Here is a 17,665-nt window from a genome sequence, read left to right on the forward strand (position 1 = left end):
GAGCGGGCTTGCTCGCGAATGCGGTATATCAGTCACCTGATCTATAAACTGACCCACCGCTTTCGCGAGCAAGCCCGCTCCCACATTGGATCTCCTCTTGATTTGAGATCTGAGTAACACACGCAACTCATGAATTCTAAGCGGAGCAGTTATGGTTGATCGGCACGACTACGTGGCCCTCGAATGGGTCAAGGGCGATATTGCCGAAACCCTGAAGCAGGCCCGGTCGGCCCTGGGCGCGTACGTTGAAACCCATGACGACGACGCCCTCAACGAATGCCTGGCCGGTATCCACCAGGTGCATGGCGCGCTGCAAATGGTCGAGTTCTACGGCGCGGCGCTGCTGGCCGAAGAGATCGAAGAACTGGCCCTTGCGCTCCAGGCCGGGCACGTCGGCCAGCGCGATGAAAGTATCCGCCTGCTGCAACAAGCCCTCGGCCAACTGCCGCTGTACCTCGACCGCGTGCACAGTGCCCGCCGCGACTTGCCGCTGGTGGTGCTGCCGCTGCTCAACGACCTGCGCAGCGCCCGTGGTGAAAGCCTGCTATCGGAAACCAGCCTGTTCAGCCCGCAACTGCTATCGATCGAGCCGTTGCCAGAGCAAGCCCTGGCCCAACGGGCAACGCCGGATCTGCATGAACAGTTGCGCCAATGGCGCCACCTGCTGCAACAAGCCCTTGCCGGGTTGCTGCGTGAAGACCACGGCCCCAGCAACCTGGAAGACATGGCGCGGGTGTTCGCACGCCTCGAAGCGCTGTGCCAGGGTGCGCCGCTGCTGCCGTTGTGGCAGGTCACCTCGGCGCTGGTCGAAGGCATGCTCACCGGCGTGGTCGCCAACAGCCCGGCGCTGCGCAGCCTGCTCAAGGCCAGCGATAAACAACTCAAGCGCTTGCTGGTTCAAGGCGTCAATGGCATCAACCAGCCGGCGCCGGACGAGTTGCTCAAGAGCCTGTTGTTCTACGTCGCCAAAGTGACCCGGCCGACGCCGCGTATGCAAAGCCTGAAGGAACGCTACGGCTTGGACGAAGCCTTGCCCGACAGCGCCGTGGTCGATGCTGAACGTGCGCGGCTGGCTGGGCCGGATCGCAATGCCATGGGCTCGGTGCTCGGGGCGTTGTGTGAGGAGCTGGTGCGGGTCAAGGAACGCCTGGATCTGTTCGTGCGCAGTGATCGCCAGCACACCCAGGACCTCGACCCGTTGCTGGCGCCATTGCGCCAGATCGCCGATACCCTCGCGGTGCTGGGTTTCGGCCAGCCACGCAAAGTGATCATCGACCAACTCGCGGTGGTGTTGAGCCTGGTCCAGGGGCAGCGCGAACCCAATGACGCGGTGTTGATGGATGTGGCCGGTGCGCTGCTCTATGTCGAAGCGACGCTGGCCGGGATGATCGGCACCGTCGAACCGCAAAGCCGTGAAGACAGCCGTTTGCCCACCACCGACCTGACCCAGATTCACCAGCTGGTGATTCGCGAGTCGTGCCAGTGCCTGCGCCAAGCCAAGGAGCTGGTGATCGACTGCATCGAGGCCGACTGGGACCGTCAGCGCCTGGAATCCTTGCCCGAGCTGTTGAGCCAGGTACGCGGTGCCCTGGCGATGATTCCTTTGCCACGCGCCGCAAGTTTGATGCGCGGTTGCACCGACTACGTCGATGAGCAGTTGATGGTCAATGACGCCGCGCCTTCGGCGGCGCAACTGGGGCATTTCGCCGAGGTGGTCAGCAGCCTGGAGTACTACCTCGAACGCATGCTTCAAGACCCTGACGCGGCGGGCGAAAAAGTGCTGGAACTGGCCACCCAGGGCTTGAATGCATTGGGCTACCTGCCGGCGGAAAAACCCTGGCGCCAGGCCCTGGCCGCGCCCGAGGGGGCACTGTCCGAGGCCGCACCCAGCCAGTCCCAATTCGATGCGCTGGCGAGCCCAACCTCACGTCTCAACCCTCCGGCCTTGCAGCGTCCCGGCAGCCTGTTGCCGCCGCCGGCCGATGAAGAACCGATTGACGATGAGCTGCGCGAAGTCTTCCTTGAAGAAACCGATGAAGTCCTCGACGTGCTGCATCGCTACCTGCCCGACAGCGCGGACAAAACCGCCCAGGGCGAAATGCGCCGCGCCTTCCATACGCTCAAGGGCAGCGGCCGCATGGTGCGCGCCCTGGTGCTGGCCGAGCTGGCCTGGGCCGTGGAGAACCTGCTTAATCGCGTGCTGGAACGCAGCGTAGTCCTCGGACCTGAGGTGCAGCAGGTATTGGATGAGGCCGTGGCCCTGCTGCCGGAGCTGATCGCCGATTTTGCCACCGACGACCAACGCCAGCGCGATGAGGTCGATGCCTTGGCCGCCCGAGCCCATGCCCTGGCCAGTGGCGCCGTCACGTCGGCCACCGAGCCCCATGACCCGATGCTGCTGGAGATCTTCCGCAACGAAGCCCAAGGCCATCTGGACAGCCTCGAGTACTTCCTGCAACAGGCCGCCGAGCAGGTGCCGCTGCAGGTCAGCGATGAACTGCAACGCGCCTTGCACACCCTCAAGGGCAGCGCCTACATGGCCGGTGTGTTGCCCATCGCCGAACTGGCGCGCCCGCTGGATCACCTCACCCGTGAATACAAGGCCCACCGCTTGCCACTGGACACGGACGAAGTGGCGTTGCTACTTGAAGCACAACAGCTGTTCCAGCGCGGGCTGGGTGGCCTGGACCACAACCCCCTGGCGCCAATCAACGGCGCGGCTGACCTGATCAGCCGCACCCAGCGCCTGCTGGAGCATCAACTCGCCGCCTTGCTCGACGCGCCCACGGCCGGCCTGCGCGTCAAGCGTGACCCGCATTTGATCACCAACTTCCTGGCCCAGGGCATGGACATCCTGCTCGACGCCGAAAGCCTGCTGCGCCGCTGGCAGCAACACCCCGGCGACCGTCAGGAACTCACGGCGTTGCTGGACGAGCTGACCACCCTGGGCGAGGGCGCGCACCTTGCCGACCTGCACCCTATCGACGCGTTGTGCGAAGCCTTGCTCGACCTGTATGGCGCGGTAGAGGAAAGCAGCCTGGCGGTCAGCGCACGCTTCTTCCATGAGGCCGAACAGGCCCACGACGCGCTGATCAACATGCTCGACCAATTGGCCGCCGGCCAGGAAATCAGTCCCGCGCCCGCACGGCTGCAAGCGTTGCGCGAGTTGCTCGATGAAGCATTGGACCCGTCCGCCACTGGCCTGATCAAAAGCGACGGCAGCCGCGCCTTGAGTATTTCCGAATTGGGCGTGGCCACTGCGCAGTTGGATCACGCAACGGCGATGGACGACGAGATTGTCGAGATCTTCCTTGAAGAGGCCGTAGACATCCTCGACAGCGCCGGCCAGTCGCTCAAGCGCTGGTTATTGGAACCCGAAAACGCCGCGCCCTTATCCTCGTTGCAGCGGGACCTGCACACCCTCAAGGGCGGTGCGCGCATGGCCGAAATCGACCCGGTGGGCGACTTGGCCTACGAGCTCGAATGCGTTTATGAGGGGCTGGTGGACCGCCGCTATAGTTATTCCGTCGAGCTGTCCCAGGCACTGATGGCCAGTCACGAACGCCTGGCCCAACAGTTGGACGAACTGCAACGGCAGCAACCCTTGAGTGACGGCGCCGAGCTGGTCGAAAGGCTGCGCGAATTGCGCCAGGCCAGCAGCCCGGCAGCGCCGACTGCGGTGGCGCCCGCCTCGGGTGCCGACCCGGAATTGCTGGATATCTTCCTCGAAGAAGCCGCCGATATCCTCGACAGCTCAGGCAGCGCGTTAGTGCGCTGGCAGGCCGAGCCGGGCAATCGCCAGGAAGTGGAAACCCTGCTGCGTGACCTGCACACCCTCAAGGGTGGCGCACGCATGGTCGAGATCGGGCCGATCGGCGATCTGGCCCATGAGCTGGAATTTCTCTACGAAGGGCTTTCCGCCGGTTTGCTCGCGCCGACCCCTGAGTTGTTCGCACTGCTGCAAGGTTGCCATGATCGCCTGGCGCAGATGATCGACGCCGTGGCCGAGGGGTTGCCGGTGGGTTCGGTGGATAAACTCATCGAGCGCATCAAGAGCCTGGTGCACCCCAGTGATGAGCCGGTTGCGCCCGTGGCACTGCCGGCGGGCAAGGCCGAAGCGGTCGCCGATCCGGCTGCCGACATGGTGAAAATCTCTGCTGACTTGCTCGATGACCTGGTCAATCTGGCCGGCGAAACCTCGATCTTCCGTGGCCGTATCGAGCAGCAAGTCAAGGATGCACGCATTGCCTTGAGTGAGATGGAAACCACCATCGAGCGCATGCGCGACCAACTGCGCCGGCTCGACAGCGAAACCCAGGGCCGCCTCTTGAGTCGCCAGCAAGCCGAGGCCGAACGCCTGGGCTACGAAGAGTTCGACCCGCTGGAAATGGACCGCCATTCGCAGCTGCAACAGCTGGCCCGTGCGCTGTCCGAATCTGCCTCCGACCTGCTCGACCTCAAGGACACCCTTGAGCGCCGCAACCAGGATGCCCACAACCTGCTGCAGCAACAGGCACGCATCAACACCGAATTGCAGGAAGGCCTGATGCGCACGCGCATGGTGCCTTTCGAGCGCATGTTGCCACGCCTCAAGCGCATCGTGCGGCAAGTGGCGGGCGAGTTGGGCAAGGACGTGGAGTTCATCGTCGGCAATGCCGAAGGCGAGATGGACCGCAACGTGCTGGAGCGCATGGCGGCACCCTTGGAGCATATGCTGCGCAACGCCGTCGACCACGGCCTGGAGTCGCGCGAAGTGCGGCTGGCGGCGGGCAAACCGGAGAAGGGCCGCATCACCCTGGACCTGACCCACGAAGGCGGCGACATCGTCTTCGACATGCGTGACGACGGCGCGGGTGTGCCCCTTGAAGCGGTGCGGCGCAAGGCGATCAAGCGCGGCCTGCTCGCGCCCCATCAAGAGATGAGCGACCGTGACGTGTTGCAGTTCATCCTGCAACCGGGCTTTTCCACCGCCGAAAAAATCACCCAGATTTCCGGGCGCGGCGTGGGCATGGACGTGGTGCATGAAGAAGTGCGCCAGCTCGGCGGCTCCATGGTGATCGACTCGACGCCGGGCATGGGCGTGCATTTTCGCATTCGCCTGCCGTTTACCGTGTCGGTCAATCGTGCGCTGATGGTGCACTGCGCGGACGACCAATACGCGATCCCCCTCAACACCATCGAAGGCCTGGTGCGCGTGCTGCCCCATGAATTGGCCGGGCACTACCAGCAAGACCCGCCGCACTATGAATACGCCGACCAGCGCTACGAGTTGTTCTACTTAGGCGACCTGCTGCACACCGCCAGCCGCCCGAAACTGCTGGGCCAGTACCAGCCCGTGCCGGTGCTACTGGTGCACTGCAATGAACGCCGCGTGGCGGTGCACGTGGATGCCATGGCCGGTACCCGCGAGATTGTGGTCAAAGGCTTGGGGCCGCAGTTCTCCGGGGTGCAGGGCGTGACCGGCGCGACCATCCTGGGCGACGGCCATGTGGTGCTGATCATCGACCTGCTGGCGCACATCCGCGCTCGGCAACCGGCGTTGCCGGCCCAGGCGGTGGATGCGCCGCTGATCCTCAACGATCCGCTGAAAAAACGCCCGCTGCTGGTACTAGTGGTGGACGACTCGGTCACCGTACGCAAAGTCACCAGCCGCCTGCTGGAGCGCAACGGCATGAACGTGCTCACCGCCAAGGACGGCATCGACGCCCTCGCCATCCTGGAAGAACACACCCCGGACCTGATGCTGCTCGACATCGAAATGCCGCGTATGGACGGCTTCGAAGTAGCCATTCAGATACGCAACGACCCACGCCTGATGCGCTTGCCGATCATCATGATCACCTCACGCACCGGCCAGAAACACCGCGACCGCGCCATGGCCATTGGCGTCAACGACTACCTCGGCAAGCCATACCAAGAGTCGGTACTGCTGGAAAGCATCGCCTACTGGAGCAAGTCCCATGCTTGAGCACCGCACCAGCCAACTCACCGGACTGCTGCTGCCCCTGGCCGACCGCCACCTGGTGCTGCCCAACGTTGCCGTGGCCGAGCTGATCGACTTCCAGCGCGGCGAACCGGCCAGCGATGCACCGCCGTGGTACCTGCGGCAGGTTACGTGGCGCGATCGGCAGATTCCACTGATCAGCTTTGAAGCGGCCTGCGGCGAAGCCAGCATGACGGGCGAACGCTCACGTATCGTGGTGTTGAATGCACTGGGCGGGCGACCGACGTTGAAATTCATTGCGCTGGTGATCCAGGGCATTCCGCGTTCGTACAAGCTCGATAGCGAATTGAGCTACGTGGACGTGCCCCTGTGCCCACTGGAACTGGCAGCGGTGCAAGTGGGCGAGCAGGTGGCGAAGGTGCCGGACTTGATGGGCCTTGAAGCGCTGCTGGTAGAGTCCGGCCTGGCCTGATCCTGAGCCCTATGAAGATCTACTGTGGGAGCTGGCTTGCCTGCGATAGCGGCCTGTCAGTCAACATCTCAGTAGCTGACCTACCGCTATCGCAGGCAAGCCAGCTCCCACGCAGAGCTTGCAAATAATCGGTGATATGTCGGAATAGGATGGAGTTGCTGTAGGCGAGTTCTGAATTTGGAATAGGTGGGTTTTCAGGCCGCAGTGGAGTGGCTAGTTTCTGCACTCCTCACTGCCAGCAAGGACTCGCAAATGGCCGTACCGTTAATGCCGCCCGGCGTTTCAATTCTTGAAACATGGCGATATCCAACTGCAAGCGCATTCATCTCAAGCCCGGCTCGGCATTCGCCTATTCCTGGTTCTACTCTCAGGTCCGTGCGGCCGGCCCTTGGAATTACAAGAAGCAGGGGCGTCAGTACGAAGCTTTTGGTAACTTCAATTACGGTGCCACAGGCACGGTGCTGGGCATTCCCGAAAATGTGTTGCTGCGAGCCGCCGGTGTGGCTCAAACCATCGCCAGAACGACTCGTCCGGATTTTGGATCATGGTGGGGCGGTGAGCCTTTTGGTGACGACCCACGGGATCAATATTGGATAAGAAGAGGTATCGAATATGCCATTTCGCAAGGCCACTAAGCGCCTCATACCTGTTCTGCGTAATTGCCTGCTTGTGATTTGCCTGCTCTATATCGGCGGCAGTTGGGTCCTGTCGCCCGGAACACCGGACCTGGATGAAGTGGTGTTGAAGCATTCCCTGGGCAACGGTATGTCGATCTATGGTGCGCGAGATGGCCAAGGTGGCGCGACGGTGGGGTTTTCCTACAGGTACTACGTGCATAAGGATTTGGGAAGTGATCAGGAAATACTCAGCGTATTAGCGTCTGCACCTCCTTTTCTCAAAACAAAAGAGCCCGATGTTCAAGTCAATAATGAGGGCGGCACCCTGCATCTGGTTATTCAGGGAGAAGTGTATGAGTACCACAGTTATGCGCTGGAGGGCCTGGGGAAGGTCAGGGTGATGATGGTGTTGTGAGGAGCTAGCGCTCAGATTTTTCCTGCAAGATGTCGGGCTGTGCATGAACTTGTTGTGATTGATCATCGCGCCTAGTCTTCGCTCCGTCATCGCAAAAAACGGTGACACGGACGTGCAAGTCCGGTTACATGTCGGCGCACCAACGCCCATAGCCATTCGACGGGCGTTTTTTATGCCTGCTGTACTCGTTATGGCGGCTGTGCGTGGGAGATTCTTCGGAGTCTGCCGGGGTCCGATATGCCCGGTCTTGCACACCTGCGTACAGCTGCCACCTTCATTCGCGTGCAAGCGGAGAGAGGGCAGCCTCCATCACATATCGGAGCTGTAAATCATGGTCAAACCTACGCCCAATCCACCGCTCTTCACCGTAAACCCCCACCAAGACACCGAAACCCTGCTGGTCAATGCCAGCGAAACCCTGTCCTCGCTCAATGCGCTCACCTGCAACCTGACCTTCGACTTGGACACTTCCCAGCGCGCCATCATGCTGGGAATTCAGCAAATGGCCGAGCTGGGTCAGTTGTTGGTCGATAGAGCGCTGGAGCAAATCAGCCCATCGCCAGCAACTTGAAACGGTCCCAAAAAGGGACTGATCATTCCCTCTTTGGGACCGCTATCTAACCAACACCACCGACCATGTGGGAGCTGGCTTGCCTGCGGCCATAGGTATCTACACAACTTTGTGGGTTGTAACAGCAGACGGTAACCACGATGCGAAGCGAGTCGCTCTTGATCTTGCTCTGCTTTTGATCTTAGGCGCCCCGTTAAACCACGCTGGCCGGAATTCGACAGGGATTTGGGCGGCCCCCCAAATCACTGGCGGATTACGGGCACACCGAGCCTAGGCGAGGTGCCGAGTGGTGGGGCAAGAGCCCTTTGGTTACTTTGGGGCTTTTCCAAAGTGACCCGCCGTCAGGGCGGAACCCTAAGTAGCCGTTACCTAAATAACGGATATGTACTCAATCTAATCCCACATCCCGGTCGGCTGTCAGGCCGCTTTCGCGAGCAAGCCCGCTCCCACAGTTTGATCGCGGGGCGTCAGGTAGATAAGCATCGGCTATGCGGTCGTCACGGGAGCAAGCTCCCTCACCACAGGTTCAGCGTCGTAACGAAATTGTGTAGATACCTATGGCCATCGCAGGCAAGCCAGCCCCACATCAAGCTTTATGTGCTACGGCCGATAAGGAGGATTCAGTTTTAGGGATGGAGTGATGTGGGCGTGATGGAACTTCTTGGCGCAGTAGGCAACAGTTTTTCATTTCTCTACAACATGGTTACCGGCGCTTTGATCTTATGGGTCCTGACAGTGACCGCAACAGCGTCCGCAGTCAGGTCATTGGCTGAGGGGCGTGGTGCGCTATGGGGGGCCATGATTTCCATTGTAGGTGCAGTGATTATCCTACTGCTTATCCAGTTGATCGGTGTTCCCGAAGACACGATTAACGTTTTAAACAACTTCATCATCATGACCCTTGGAGGGCTGGGGTCTGGTCTGCTGGCTGTTGCACTCGGGACAAAGCCGAACGCGGTCGAGGCGTTGAAGTTCAAACGGGCGTTGTTCAACATTCTTGATTACGCCTTTGTTTGGTTATGGCTGTCCTCTCTGTCCATGATTTTTCTTTTCCTTATTTCGAAGCTCTCTGGCCGCATAGTGGCAACTGATCATGCGCTTGGAATCATGCTTATTACCTTCTTGTTCACCTTTTTGAGCATTGTGCTGCTTGAGTGCCGTAACAAATTCCCTAAATGGGGAGAGTCGGTCGGACTGGGTCTGTTTCTCATACTTGTTGTGCTCTTGGTGCTCTATGTAGGGACGCTCGCCTCTGTATGGTCCAAGGCACCGGGTTGGATACTGACGTTAAATAGTCTGGTGGCTTGCTCGATAGTGAGCACATCGCTGTATTACCGCAGGCGTGGCGCTGCACCGTTACTCCAGCCGTAACGATCCAGCACCCAGCTTGATTGATGCCTCTCCACATTCGCTCCTAAGGTACAGCCCACGACAGCAAACCCCGTGGAGCGACCATGACAACAACCATCACCCCCGACTCGCGCTGGACGCGGCGGCGCGACGAGAAGCAGCGGCGGCTCGGGCTGGTCAAAAAATACGCAGACGGGGCGGTGTTGCCCAGTGACAAGATCGTCGAGGCCCTTGAAGCCTTGATCCTCCCCGGCGACCGCGTGGTGCTGGAGGGCAACAACCAGAAGCAGGCCGACTTTCTCTCGCGTTCCCTGGCCAAGGCCGACCCGGCCAAGCTCCACGATTTGCACATGATCATGCCCAGCGTGGGCCGAGCCGAGCACCTGGACCTGTTTGAAAAGGGCATCGCCCGCAAGCTGGATTTCTCTTTCGCCGGCACCCAGTCCCTGCGCATCAGCCAGTTGCTGGAAGACGGCCTGCTGGAAATCGGCGCGATCCACACCTACATCGAACTCTACGCACGGCTGGTGGTGGACCTGATCCCCAACGTGGTGCTCTCCGCCGGTTTCATGGCCGACCGCGCCGGCAACATCTACACCGGCGCCAGCACCGAAGACAGCCCGGCGTTGATCGAGCCCGCCGCCTTCAGCGATGGCATCGTCATCGTGCAGGTCAACCAGTTGGTGGATGACGTCACCGACTTGCCCCGCGTCGACATCCCCGCAAGCTGGGTGGATTTCGTGGTGGTGGCCGACAAGCCGTTCTATATCGAACCGCTGTTCACCCGCGACCCACGCCATATCAAGCCGGTGCATGTGCTGATGGCGATGATGGCGATCCGAGGCATCTACGAAAAGCACAATGTGCAGTCGCTCAACCATGGCATCGGCTTCAACACCGCTGCCATCGAATTGATCCTGCCCACCTACGGCGAATCCTTGGGTCTGAAAGGCAAGATCTGCCGCAACTGGACCCTCAACCCGCACCCCACATTGATCCCGGCGATTGAAAGCGGTTGGGTGGAGAGTGTGCATTGCTTCGGCACCGAACTGGGCATGGAAAACTACATCGCCGCACGCCCGGATGTGTTCTTCACCGGCCGCGATGGCTCGATGCGCTCCAACCGCATGTTCTGCCAACTCGCCGGCCAATACGCCGTGGACCTGTTTATCGGCGCCACCCTGCAAGTGGATGGCGACGGGCATTCCAGCACCGTGACCCGTGGCCGCCTCGCCGGTTTTGGTGGTGCGCCGAACATGGGCCACGACCCACGCGGCCGCCGCCATGGCACGCCGGCCTGGTTGGATATGCGCCACGACGATGCGCCAGAAGCCCTGCTTGAACGCGGCAAAAAACTGGTGGTGCAGATGGTCGAAACCTTCCAGGAAGGCGGCAAACCCACCTTCGTCGACACCCTGGACGCGGTGGAAGTGGCGCGCAAAAGCGGCATGCCCCTGGCGCCGATCATGATCTACGGCGACGACGTCACCCATTTGCTCACCGAAGAAGGCATCGCCTACCTGTACAAGGCGCGCTCCCTGGAAGAACGCCAGGCGATGATCGCCGCCGTCGCCGGGGTGACCGCCATCGGCATGCGCCACAACCCCAAGGACACCGCGCGCATGCGTCGCGAAGGCTTGATTGCCTTGCCCGAAGATTTGGGTATTCGCCGCACCGACGCCACCCGCGAGTTGTTGGCCGCCAAGAGCGTGGCCGACCTGGTGGAGTGGTCCGGTGGCCTGTACAACCCGCCCGCCAAGTTCAGGAGTTGGTAAATGCGCGCGCTCAAACTGCATGAACTCAGCCTCGCCGATCGCCTCGCGGATATGGCCGTCGATGCGCTGATCGATGAAGCCGACCTGTCGCCCAAGCCTGCGTTGGTGGACCGGCGTGGCAATGGTGCCCACAGCGATTTGCACCTGGGGCTGATGCACGCTTCGGCGCTGTCACTGTGGCCGATGTTCAAGGAAATGGCCGAGGCTGCGCTCGATATTGGCGAAGTCGGCCTGCCGTTGCGCGAAGCGCTCGGGCGTATTGGCCGTGAAGGCGAGCAAGCCATGCTTGCTACCACCCAGGGCGTGAACACCCATCGCGGTGCGATCTGGGCGCTGGGTTTGCTCACCGCTGCGGCGGCCTTGGAACCCCGTGCCATAACCCTGACCGCCGCCAAGCTGGCGCTGCTCAACGACCGCTACGCACCGCAACCCATGAGCCATGGCGTCCAGGTCGCCCAGCGCTACGGCGCACGCGGTGCCCGTGAAGAAGCCCAGCTCGGCTTTCCCTCGGTGACTCAACGCGGCCTGCCGCAGCTGCACAAAAGCCGCCGCGAAAATGCCGGTGAACAGAACGCCCGCCTGGATGCCTTGCTGGCGATCATGACGGACCTGGCAGACACCTGCGTGCTCTACCGCGCCGGTACCCAAGGCTTGGCCGCCATGCAACAGGGCGCCCAGGCCGTGCTCGACGCCGGTGGCAGCGCAACCCTCGCGGGGCGCCGCCAATTGCATGAGCTGGACCTGCAACTGCTGGCCTTGAATGCCTCCCCCGGTGGCGCCGCCGACCTGCTGGCCGCCTGCCTGTTTATCGACCGCCTCGACGGAGCGTTGTGATGGAAACCTTGTCCTTTGAATTCCCCGCCGGGCAGCCCCCCAAAGGCCGTGCGCTGGTGGGTTGCGTCGGCTCGGGCGACCTGGAAGTGCTGCTGGAGCCGGGCACGCCCGGCACCCTGACCATTCAGGTGCAAACCTCGGTCAATGGCGCGCAGCAACGCTGGCAGCACCTGTTCGAACGCATCTTCCAGGAGCAGACCCCACCGGCTTTGAACATTGATATCCACGACTTCGGTGCCACGCCCGGCGTAGTGCGCTTGCGGCTGGAGCAAGGTTTCGAGGAGATCGGCCATGACTGACTTACTCGCCAAACACAGCTTTGTGGAGCTCGGTGCCCGGCAGCGCGCCAAGGCGTTGTTGGATGCGGGTACCTTCCGCGAGTTGATTGACCCGTTCCAGCGGGTCATGTCGCCGTGGCTCAGCCGCCAAGGCGTGGTGCCCCAGGCCGACGACGGTGTGGTGATCGCCAAGGGCAGCATCGGCGCCAAGCCTGTGGTGATTGCCGCGATTGAAGGCAATTTCCAGGGCGGCAGCCTGGGTGAAGTCGGCGGCGCAAAAATCGCGGGCGCCTTGGAACTGGCCGCCGAAGACAACCGCAACGGCATCCCCACCTGCGCCGTGCTGCTGCTGGAAACGGGCGGCGTACGTTTGCAGGAAGCCAACCTCGGCTTGGCCGCGATTGCCGATATCCACGCGGCGATTGTTGACCTGCGCCAGTACCAGCCGGTGATCGGCGTGGTGGCCGGCAGTGTCGGTTGCTTTGGGGGCATGTCCATCGCGGCCGGGTTGTGCAGTTACCTTGTGGTCACTCGCGAAGCACGCCTGGGCTTGAATGGCCCGCAAGTGATCGAACAGGAGGCGGGCCTGGAGGAATACGACTCCCGCGACCGGCCTTTTATCTGGAGCCTTACCGGTGGCGAGCAGCGCTTCAACAGCGGCTTGGCCGACCGTTATGTGGCGGACGATGTGGCGCAGATCCAGCAGACCGTCAGCGCACTGTTGCAGCAAGGTGTGCCCGCACAACCTCGCAGCCGGCGCGCTGATTTCTACCTGGCGCGCCTGGCCGAACTGGACGCCACGGCGCAGATCGAGCCCGGCGCGGTTCGCGCGCTGTATCAGGGAGAACGCTCATGAGAGGCTTGCAGTGGTTCAACGCGCTGACCGCCAACGCAACGCCCGTTGAGGGTTTGCCGGGCTCATTGAAAGTGGCGGACGGTGTGCTGGGTGAACAGGCGGTGCGCTATATCGCCGTGGTCCCCGACCCACACAACCGCTTCCCCCGCGCCCGCAATGGCGAGGTCGGCCTGCTGGAAGGCTGGGGCTTGGCCAAGGCGGTGGACGAAGCCATCGCCCGGGGTGACAAGCGTCCTATCATCGCTATCGTCGACGTACCCAGCCAAGCTTATGGCCGTCGCGAAGAGGCCCTTGGCATTCATCAGGCCCTGGCCGCCGCGGCTGACAGCTACGCACGCGCTCGGCTTGCCGGCCACCCGGTGATCGCCCTGCTGGTGGGCAAGGCCATGTCGGGGGCGTTCCTCGCCCACGGTTACCAGGCCAATCGCCTGATTGCCCTGCGCGACCCTGGCGTGATGGTGCATGCCATGGGCAAAGCCTCGGCGGCACGGGTGACCTTGCGCAGCGTCGAAGAATTGGAAGCACTGGCCGCCAGCGTGCCGCCGATGGCCTATGACATCGACAGCTATGCCAGCCTGGGTTTGCTGTGGGAGACGCTGACAGTCACCCAGATTGAACAGCCCACGGCGGATGACGTGGCACGGGTTCGCGATTGCCTGGTGCAGGCGGTCAAGGATATCGGCAGTACCGACTTGAGCTCACGCCTCGGCGCGACCAACCGGGCTGCCTCCAGCCACGTGCGCCAGCTGTTGCGGGAGCAATGGTGAACGCCCACGACTTGCTCTGGGGCATGACCCTGGCGCATCTGTCTGCCGATGCCCCGGCCTGGGTGCGGGACGCGATCCGTGCCGGGCATCCGGTAGTGGTGCGGCGCGCCATCGTCGAGCCGGGCCATGTGGCGGTCGGGGTGCGTGGGCGTTTGCGTGAGCAGCGTTTTGCCGCCCAGATGCCTGTAGCGGCGGTGCAACGGCGGGTGGCGCCGCAAGCCTTGCGAGAGGTGCTCTCAGCACGGGATTTACCGGCACTGCGGGCCCTCGATCAACTGCGGCCGGTGCTGGCGCAGCAAGACTGGGGCGTCAGCGGCAGTGCCGGGTTTGAATTGGCCAGTGGCATTGAAGCGCTGCATGCCAACAGTGACCTGGATTTGATTCTGTGCACGCCCAATCCTTTGGCTCGTAGCGAGGCGCAAGCGTTGTTGGCGATCCTGGACACCGCGCCCTGCGCCGTCGACCTGCAACTGCAAACCCCTTTCGGCGCCGTCGCCTTGCGCGAATGGGCCGGCCCCTCACGCCGTGTACTGCTCAAGACCGTCAGCGGTGCGCACCTTGTACTCGACCCTTGGCAGGCCGTGGCATGAGCAGCCTTCTGGTGTTTCCGGGGCAGGGCGCCCAACGCAGCGGAATGCTCCAAGCGTTGCCCGCCGACATTGTGCAAGAGGCCAGTGATGCCCTGGGTGAAGACGTTCGTCAGCTCGACTCGGCGCAGGCGCTTGAATCGACGCGGGCTGTGCAACTGTGCCTGTTGATCGCCGGCGTGGCCCATGCGCGGCAATTGGCGTGCACGCCGGATTACGTGGCGGGCCTGTCCATCGGCGCCTACCCAGCCGCGGTGATCGCCGGCTCCCTGGGTTTTGCTGATGCGATAAAACTGGTCAGCTTGCGTGGCGAATTGATGCAGCAGGCTTATCCACAGGGCTATGGCATGACCGCGCTGATCGGTCCTGATCTGTCCAGCGTCGAGGCCTTGCTGGCGGATATCCACAGCCCACAAATGCCGGTGTACCTGGCCAATATCAATGCCGACAACCAGACCGTCATCGCCGGAAGCAACGAGGCGATGAAACGGGTTGCCGAGCGTATCAAAGGTAACGGCGTCGCCAAGCGCCTGGCCGTCAGCGTGCCGTCTCACTGCCCGTTGCTGGAGCAACCCGCCCAGGCTCTGTTCCAAGCCTTCGTCCCACTCAAGGCGCCGCGCATCACTTACCTGAGCAGCACCCGCGCACGGCCTATCCACAACCCCGAACACCTGCGTGACGACCTGGCCTTCAATATGTGCCGCGTTGTCGATTGGCGCGGCACGGTGCAAAGCGCCTACGAGCGCGGTGTGCGCCTGCAAATCGAACTGCCTCCGGGCGCGGTGCTCACTGGTCTGTCACGCCGTGTTTTTGAACAAGGCACGGTGATCGCCTGCGAAGGCGCCCGCCTGGACACCTTGCAGGCCTTGCTGCAAGAGGAGGAGCGCCGCCACCGATAACGCAGTACCCAAGGCTTTCGAAGCACAAAAACAACAATTTCGAACGAGCACTTTGAGGACAACAACCATGATTATCTACGGTGTGGCTTTTTTGGCGTTCTGCACGTTGGCAGGGCTGTTTGTAGGTGAACTGCTGGGCAAGCTGCTGGGTATCCCGGCCAACGTCGGCGGGGTGGGTATTGCCATGCTGCTGTTGATCGGCCTGGGCAGCTACCTGAGCAAACGCGGCCTGTTTACCGGCAAGTCAGAGCAAGGCGTGAGTTTCTGGGCGGCGGTATATATCCCGATTGTGGTGGCGATGGCTGCCCAGCAAAACGTGTATGGCGCCATCAGCGGTGGGCCGATGGCGATTCTGGCCGGAACCCTCGCCGTGGTGCTCGGCTTTGCCCTGGTGCCCGTGCTGGTGCGTATCGGTAACCGCGAGCCGGTTGCTCCTGTTCCCACCAAAGAAGCCGGGTGATCGCCATGTACGAATCGATGATGAAAGTGATCACCGGCTACGGCTTGATCAGTGGTTTCGCCGTGATCGGCCTGACCATGTGGGTGTCCTATTGGATCTCCGACACCTTCACCAAGGGCCGCCTGCATGGTTCGGCCATTGCCATTCTGCTGGGGTTGGCGCTGTCGTATGTGGGCGGTGCGTTTACCGGTGGTTCCAAGGGCGTGGTGGACATTCCTCTGTTGTCGGGCATCGGCCTGCTCGGTGGCGCAATGCTGCGGGACTTTGCGATTGTCGCCACGGCGTTTGGCGTGAGTGTCGATGAGCTCAAACGCGCGGGCTTCGTGGGTGTGTTGGCGCTGTTTGTCGGCGTGGGCTCGTCGTTCGTTGCCGGGGTAGGGGTGGCGATGGCGTTCGGGTACACCGATGCGGTGAGTCTCACCACCATCGGCGCCGGGGCCGTGACCTATATCGTCGGCCCGGTGACTGGCGCGGCGATTGGGGCCAGCTCTGAGGTGATGGCGCTGTCCATTGCCGCAGGGTTGATCAAGGCCATTCTGGTGATGGTGATGACGCCGTTCGTGGCGCCGCTGATCGGGCTGAACAACCCACGTAGCGCGGTGATCTTCGGTGGCTTGATGGGCACCTCCAGCGGCGTGGCCGGCGGCCTGGCGGCGACTGATCCGAAGCTGGTGCCTTATGGGTGTTTGACCGCGGCGTTCTATACGGCGCTGGGGTGTTTGTTGGGGCCGTCGTTGCTGTTTTTGCTGATGCGTGGGTTAGTGGGCTGACGGGGGGATGATCGTTCCCACGCTCCGCGTGGGAACGCCTCTTGTGACGCTCTGCGTCACGGTCAAAACAAAGCGGACGCGGAGCGTCCTAAGCTGCGCTCCCACGCAGAGCGTGGGAGCGATCGTCCTCAGCTTTGGCGATTGGCATACATCCGACACTCCGCCAACAACGCCAGCAAGTTCGGATCGCGCTCTTTGGCTTTCAAAAACACCACACCGATCTGCTGCTGCAACCGATACCTGGGCTGCAGCGGTATCAGCTTCACGCGGTTCTCATACACCGCCGCGATCCGCCCAGGCAGCAGCGCATAACCCACCCCTGAACTGACCATGCTCAGCAAGGTGAAGATATCGTTCACCTGCATCGCCACCTTCGGTTCGAACCCTGCCTGATGGAACACCCGGTTGCCGTCCTGGTGCGTGGCGAAGCCCTGGGTGAGGGTGATGAAGGTGGCATCGCGCACGTCGGCCAGGTCGATTTCCTGATTGCGGTCCAGGGGCGAGTCGGCCGGGGTGGCGAGGAAGATGTCATCGCTGAACAGCGCGATCTGCTCACAGTCGGGGTCGTGGGCGTGTTCGTCGAGGGAGATGAGGATCGCGTCCACTTCCATGTTCTTGAGCTTGTAGAGCAGGTCGAAGTTGGAGCCCAGGATCAGGTCGATATTGAGTTCGCTGCGCCGGATTTTCAGGCCCATGATCAATTGCGGCACGGTCTTGACCGTGAGCGAATACAGCGAGCCGAGCTTGAAGCGTTCGGCCGAGAACCCGGCGGCTTCGCGGGTCAGGCGCACGCTGTCGACCACATCCGCCACCAGTTTCTGCGCACGCTCTTCGAGCACGTAGGCGCTTTCCAGCGGGGTAAGGTTGCGCCCCTCGTGTTTGAACAGCGGGCAGCGCAGGGCATTTTCCAGGGAGTGAATGGCGCGGTGCACGCTGACATTGCTGGTTTGCAGCTCTGCGGCGGCGCGGGCCAGGTTGCCGGTGCGCATGAACGCCAGGAAGATCTCCAGTTTCTTGAGGGTGAATTCTTCGTCGATCAGCATGGCCGTGGGCTCTTGTTCGATTGCGCT

General features: G+C 62.1%; 16 protein-coding genes. 15 read left to right on the forward strand and 1 reads right to left on the reverse strand.

The features are described from left to right. Nucleotides 1-151 precede the first annotated feature (151 nt). The 15 genes from CRN80_RS10870 to madM all read left to right on the forward strand — a co-directional run bounded on the left by CRN80_RS10870 (nt 152) and on the right by madM (nt 16,595). The gene (locus CRN80_RS10870) at nt 152-5,968 is read left to right on the forward strand and encodes an Hpt domain-containing protein (RefSeq protein ID WP_098950129.1); all 5,817 of its coding nucleotides are present in this window, start codon (nt 152-154) and stop codon (nt 5,966-5,968) included. Continuing rightward, on the forward strand, nt 5,961-6,416 hold the full coding sequence (locus CRN80_RS10875; protein ID WP_003195048.1) for a chemotaxis protein CheW: 456 nt from the start codon (nt 5,961-5,963) through the stop codon (nt 6,414-6,416). The genes CRN80_RS10870 and CRN80_RS10875 overlap by 8 nt, the downstream gene beginning before the upstream one ends. A gap of 296 nt (nt 6,417-6,712) precedes the next feature. Beyond that, complete coding sequence (locus CRN80_RS10880; RefSeq protein WP_169918559.1) at nt 6,713-7,051, forward strand: polymorphic toxin type 44 domain-containing protein; 339 nt, start codon at nt 6,713-6,715, stop codon at nt 7,049-7,051. After that, on the forward strand, nt 7,029-7,448 hold the full coding sequence (locus CRN80_RS10885; protein ID WP_098950130.1) for a hypothetical protein: 420 nt from the start codon (nt 7,029-7,031) through the stop codon (nt 7,446-7,448). The genes CRN80_RS10880 and CRN80_RS10885 overlap by 23 nt, the downstream gene beginning before the upstream one ends. Before the next feature lie 331 nt (nt 7,449-7,779). Further along, the gene (locus CRN80_RS10890; protein ID WP_098950131.1) at nt 7,780-8,019 is read left to right on the forward strand and encodes a DUF6124 family protein; all 240 of its coding nucleotides are present in this window, start codon (nt 7,780-7,782) and stop codon (nt 8,017-8,019) included. A gap of 642 nt (nt 8,020-8,661) precedes the next feature. Next, the gene (locus CRN80_RS10900) at nt 8,662-9,390 is read left to right on the forward strand and encodes a hypothetical protein (protein ID WP_138183511.1); all 729 of its coding nucleotides are present in this window, start codon (nt 8,662-8,664) and stop codon (nt 9,388-9,390) included. An 83-nt stretch (nt 9,391-9,473) separates the two neighbouring features. Further along, nucleotides 9,474-11,144 carry a malonate decarboxylase subunit alpha gene (gene mdcA, locus CRN80_RS10905; RefSeq protein WP_098950133.1) on the forward strand — a complete coding sequence of 557 codons (1,671 nt, stop codon included), beginning with the start codon at nt 9,474-9,476 and terminating at the stop codon, nt 11,142-11,144. Beyond that, complete coding sequence (locus CRN80_RS10910; protein WP_098950134.1) at nt 11,145-11,978, forward strand: triphosphoribosyl-dephospho-CoA synthase; 834 nt, start codon at nt 11,145-11,147, stop codon at nt 11,976-11,978. Further along, nucleotides 11,978-12,277 (forward strand): malonate decarboxylase subunit delta, encoded by a 300-nt coding sequence (locus tag CRN80_RS10915; RefSeq protein WP_014720312.1) that lies wholly within the window; start codon nt 11,978-11,980, stop codon nt 12,275-12,277. Before CRN80_RS10910 ends, CRN80_RS10915 begins: the two co-directional genes overlap by 1 nt. After that, complete coding sequence (locus CRN80_RS10920) at nt 12,270-13,112, forward strand: biotin-independent malonate decarboxylase subunit beta (RefSeq protein WP_044271907.1); 843 nt, start codon at nt 12,270-12,272, stop codon at nt 13,110-13,112. Before CRN80_RS10915 ends, CRN80_RS10920 begins: the two co-directional genes overlap by 8 nt. Continuing rightward, the gene (mdcE, locus tag CRN80_RS10925) at nt 13,109-13,879 is read left to right on the forward strand and encodes a biotin-independent malonate decarboxylase subunit gamma (RefSeq protein WP_098950135.1); all 771 of its coding nucleotides are present in this window, start codon (nt 13,109-13,111) and stop codon (nt 13,877-13,879) included. The genes CRN80_RS10920 and mdcE overlap by 4 nt, the downstream gene beginning before the upstream one ends. Then, nucleotides 13,873-14,469 carry a malonate decarboxylase holo-ACP synthase gene (locus CRN80_RS10930; protein ID WP_098950136.1) on the forward strand — a complete coding sequence of 199 codons (597 nt, stop codon included), beginning with the start codon at nt 13,873-13,875 and terminating at the stop codon, nt 14,467-14,469. Before mdcE ends, CRN80_RS10930 begins: the two co-directional genes overlap by 7 nt. Then, on the forward strand, nt 14,466-15,365 hold the full coding sequence (gene mdcH, locus CRN80_RS10935) for a malonate decarboxylase subunit epsilon (RefSeq protein ID WP_032894762.1): 900 nt from the start codon (nt 14,466-14,468) through the stop codon (nt 15,363-15,365). Before CRN80_RS10930 ends, mdcH begins: the two co-directional genes overlap by 4 nt. 67 nt (nt 15,366-15,432) lie before the next feature. Further along, entirely contained in the window at nt 15,433-15,825 is a 393-nt protein-coding gene (gene madL / locus CRN80_RS10940) for a malonate transporter subunit MadL (protein WP_032894763.1), read from the forward strand. Between the two features lie 5 nt (nt 15,826-15,830). Then, complete coding sequence (gene madM / locus CRN80_RS10945; protein WP_032897715.1) at nt 15,831-16,595, forward strand: malonate transporter subunit MadM; 765 nt, start codon at nt 15,831-15,833, stop codon at nt 16,593-16,595. Between the two features lie 128 nt (nt 16,596-16,723). Here madM and CRN80_RS10950 read toward each other — a convergent pair whose 3' ends face one another. After that, nucleotides 16,724-17,638, reverse strand: a complete 915-nt coding sequence (locus CRN80_RS10950) for a LysR substrate-binding domain-containing protein (RefSeq protein WP_098950137.1) — start codon at nt 17,636-17,638, stop codon at nt 16,724-16,726. Nucleotides 17,639-17,665 lie beyond the last annotated feature (27 nt).

The sequence above is a fragment of the Pseudomonas sp. FDAARGOS_380 genome (genome assembly GCF_002591235.1).
GTDB lineage: Bacteria > Pseudomonadota > Gammaproteobacteria > Pseudomonadales > Pseudomonadaceae > Aquipseudomonas > Aquipseudomonas salmasensis.

What these genes read in the sequence shown, in the direction of transcription:
- CRN80_RS10950 (WP_098950137.1), bottom strand. Translation starts at nt 17,638, where the DNA reads ATGCTGATCGACGAAGAATTCACCCTCAAGAAACTGGAGATCTTCCTG.
- mdcA (WP_098950133.1), top strand. Translation starts at nt 9,474, where the DNA reads ATGACAACAACCATCACCCCCGACTCGCGCTGGACGCGGCGGCGCGAC.
- madL (WP_032894763.1), top strand. Translation starts at nt 15,433, where the DNA reads ATGATTATCTACGGTGTGGCTTTTTTGGCGTTCTGCACGTTGGCAGGG.
- CRN80_RS10890 (WP_098950131.1), top strand. Translation starts at nt 7,780, where the DNA reads ATGGTCAAACCTACGCCCAATCCACCGCTCTTCACCGTAAACCCCCAC.
- mdcH (WP_032894762.1), top strand. Translation starts at nt 14,466, where the DNA reads ATGAGCAGCCTTCTGGTGTTTCCGGGGCAGGGCGCCCAACGCAGCGGA.
- CRN80_RS10930 (WP_098950136.1), top strand. Translation starts at nt 13,873, where the DNA reads ATGGTGAACGCCCACGACTTGCTCTGGGGCATGACCCTGGCGCATCTG.
- CRN80_RS10870 (WP_098950129.1), top strand. Translation starts at nt 152, where the DNA reads ATGGTTGATCGGCACGACTACGTGGCCCTCGAATGGGTCAAGGGCGAT.
- CRN80_RS10880 (WP_169918559.1), top strand. Translation starts at nt 6,713, where the DNA reads ATGGCGATATCCAACTGCAAGCGCATTCATCTCAAGCCCGGCTCGGCA.
- CRN80_RS10910 (WP_098950134.1), top strand. Translation starts at nt 11,145, where the DNA reads ATGCGCGCGCTCAAACTGCATGAACTCAGCCTCGCCGATCGCCTCGCG.
- madM (WP_032897715.1), top strand. Translation starts at nt 15,831, where the DNA reads ATGTACGAATCGATGATGAAAGTGATCACCGGCTACGGCTTGATCAGT.
- CRN80_RS10920 (WP_044271907.1), top strand. Translation starts at nt 12,270, where the DNA reads ATGACTGACTTACTCGCCAAACACAGCTTTGTGGAGCTCGGTGCCCGG.
- CRN80_RS10875 (WP_003195048.1), top strand. Translation starts at nt 5,961, where the DNA reads ATGCTTGAGCACCGCACCAGCCAACTCACCGGACTGCTGCTGCCCCTG.
- mdcE (WP_098950135.1), top strand. Translation starts at nt 13,109, where the DNA reads ATGAGAGGCTTGCAGTGGTTCAACGCGCTGACCGCCAACGCAACGCCC.
- CRN80_RS10885 (WP_098950130.1), top strand. Translation starts at nt 7,029, where the DNA reads ATGCCATTTCGCAAGGCCACTAAGCGCCTCATACCTGTTCTGCGTAAT.
- CRN80_RS10915 (WP_014720312.1), top strand. Translation starts at nt 11,978, where the DNA reads ATGGAAACCTTGTCCTTTGAATTCCCCGCCGGGCAGCCCCCCAAAGGC.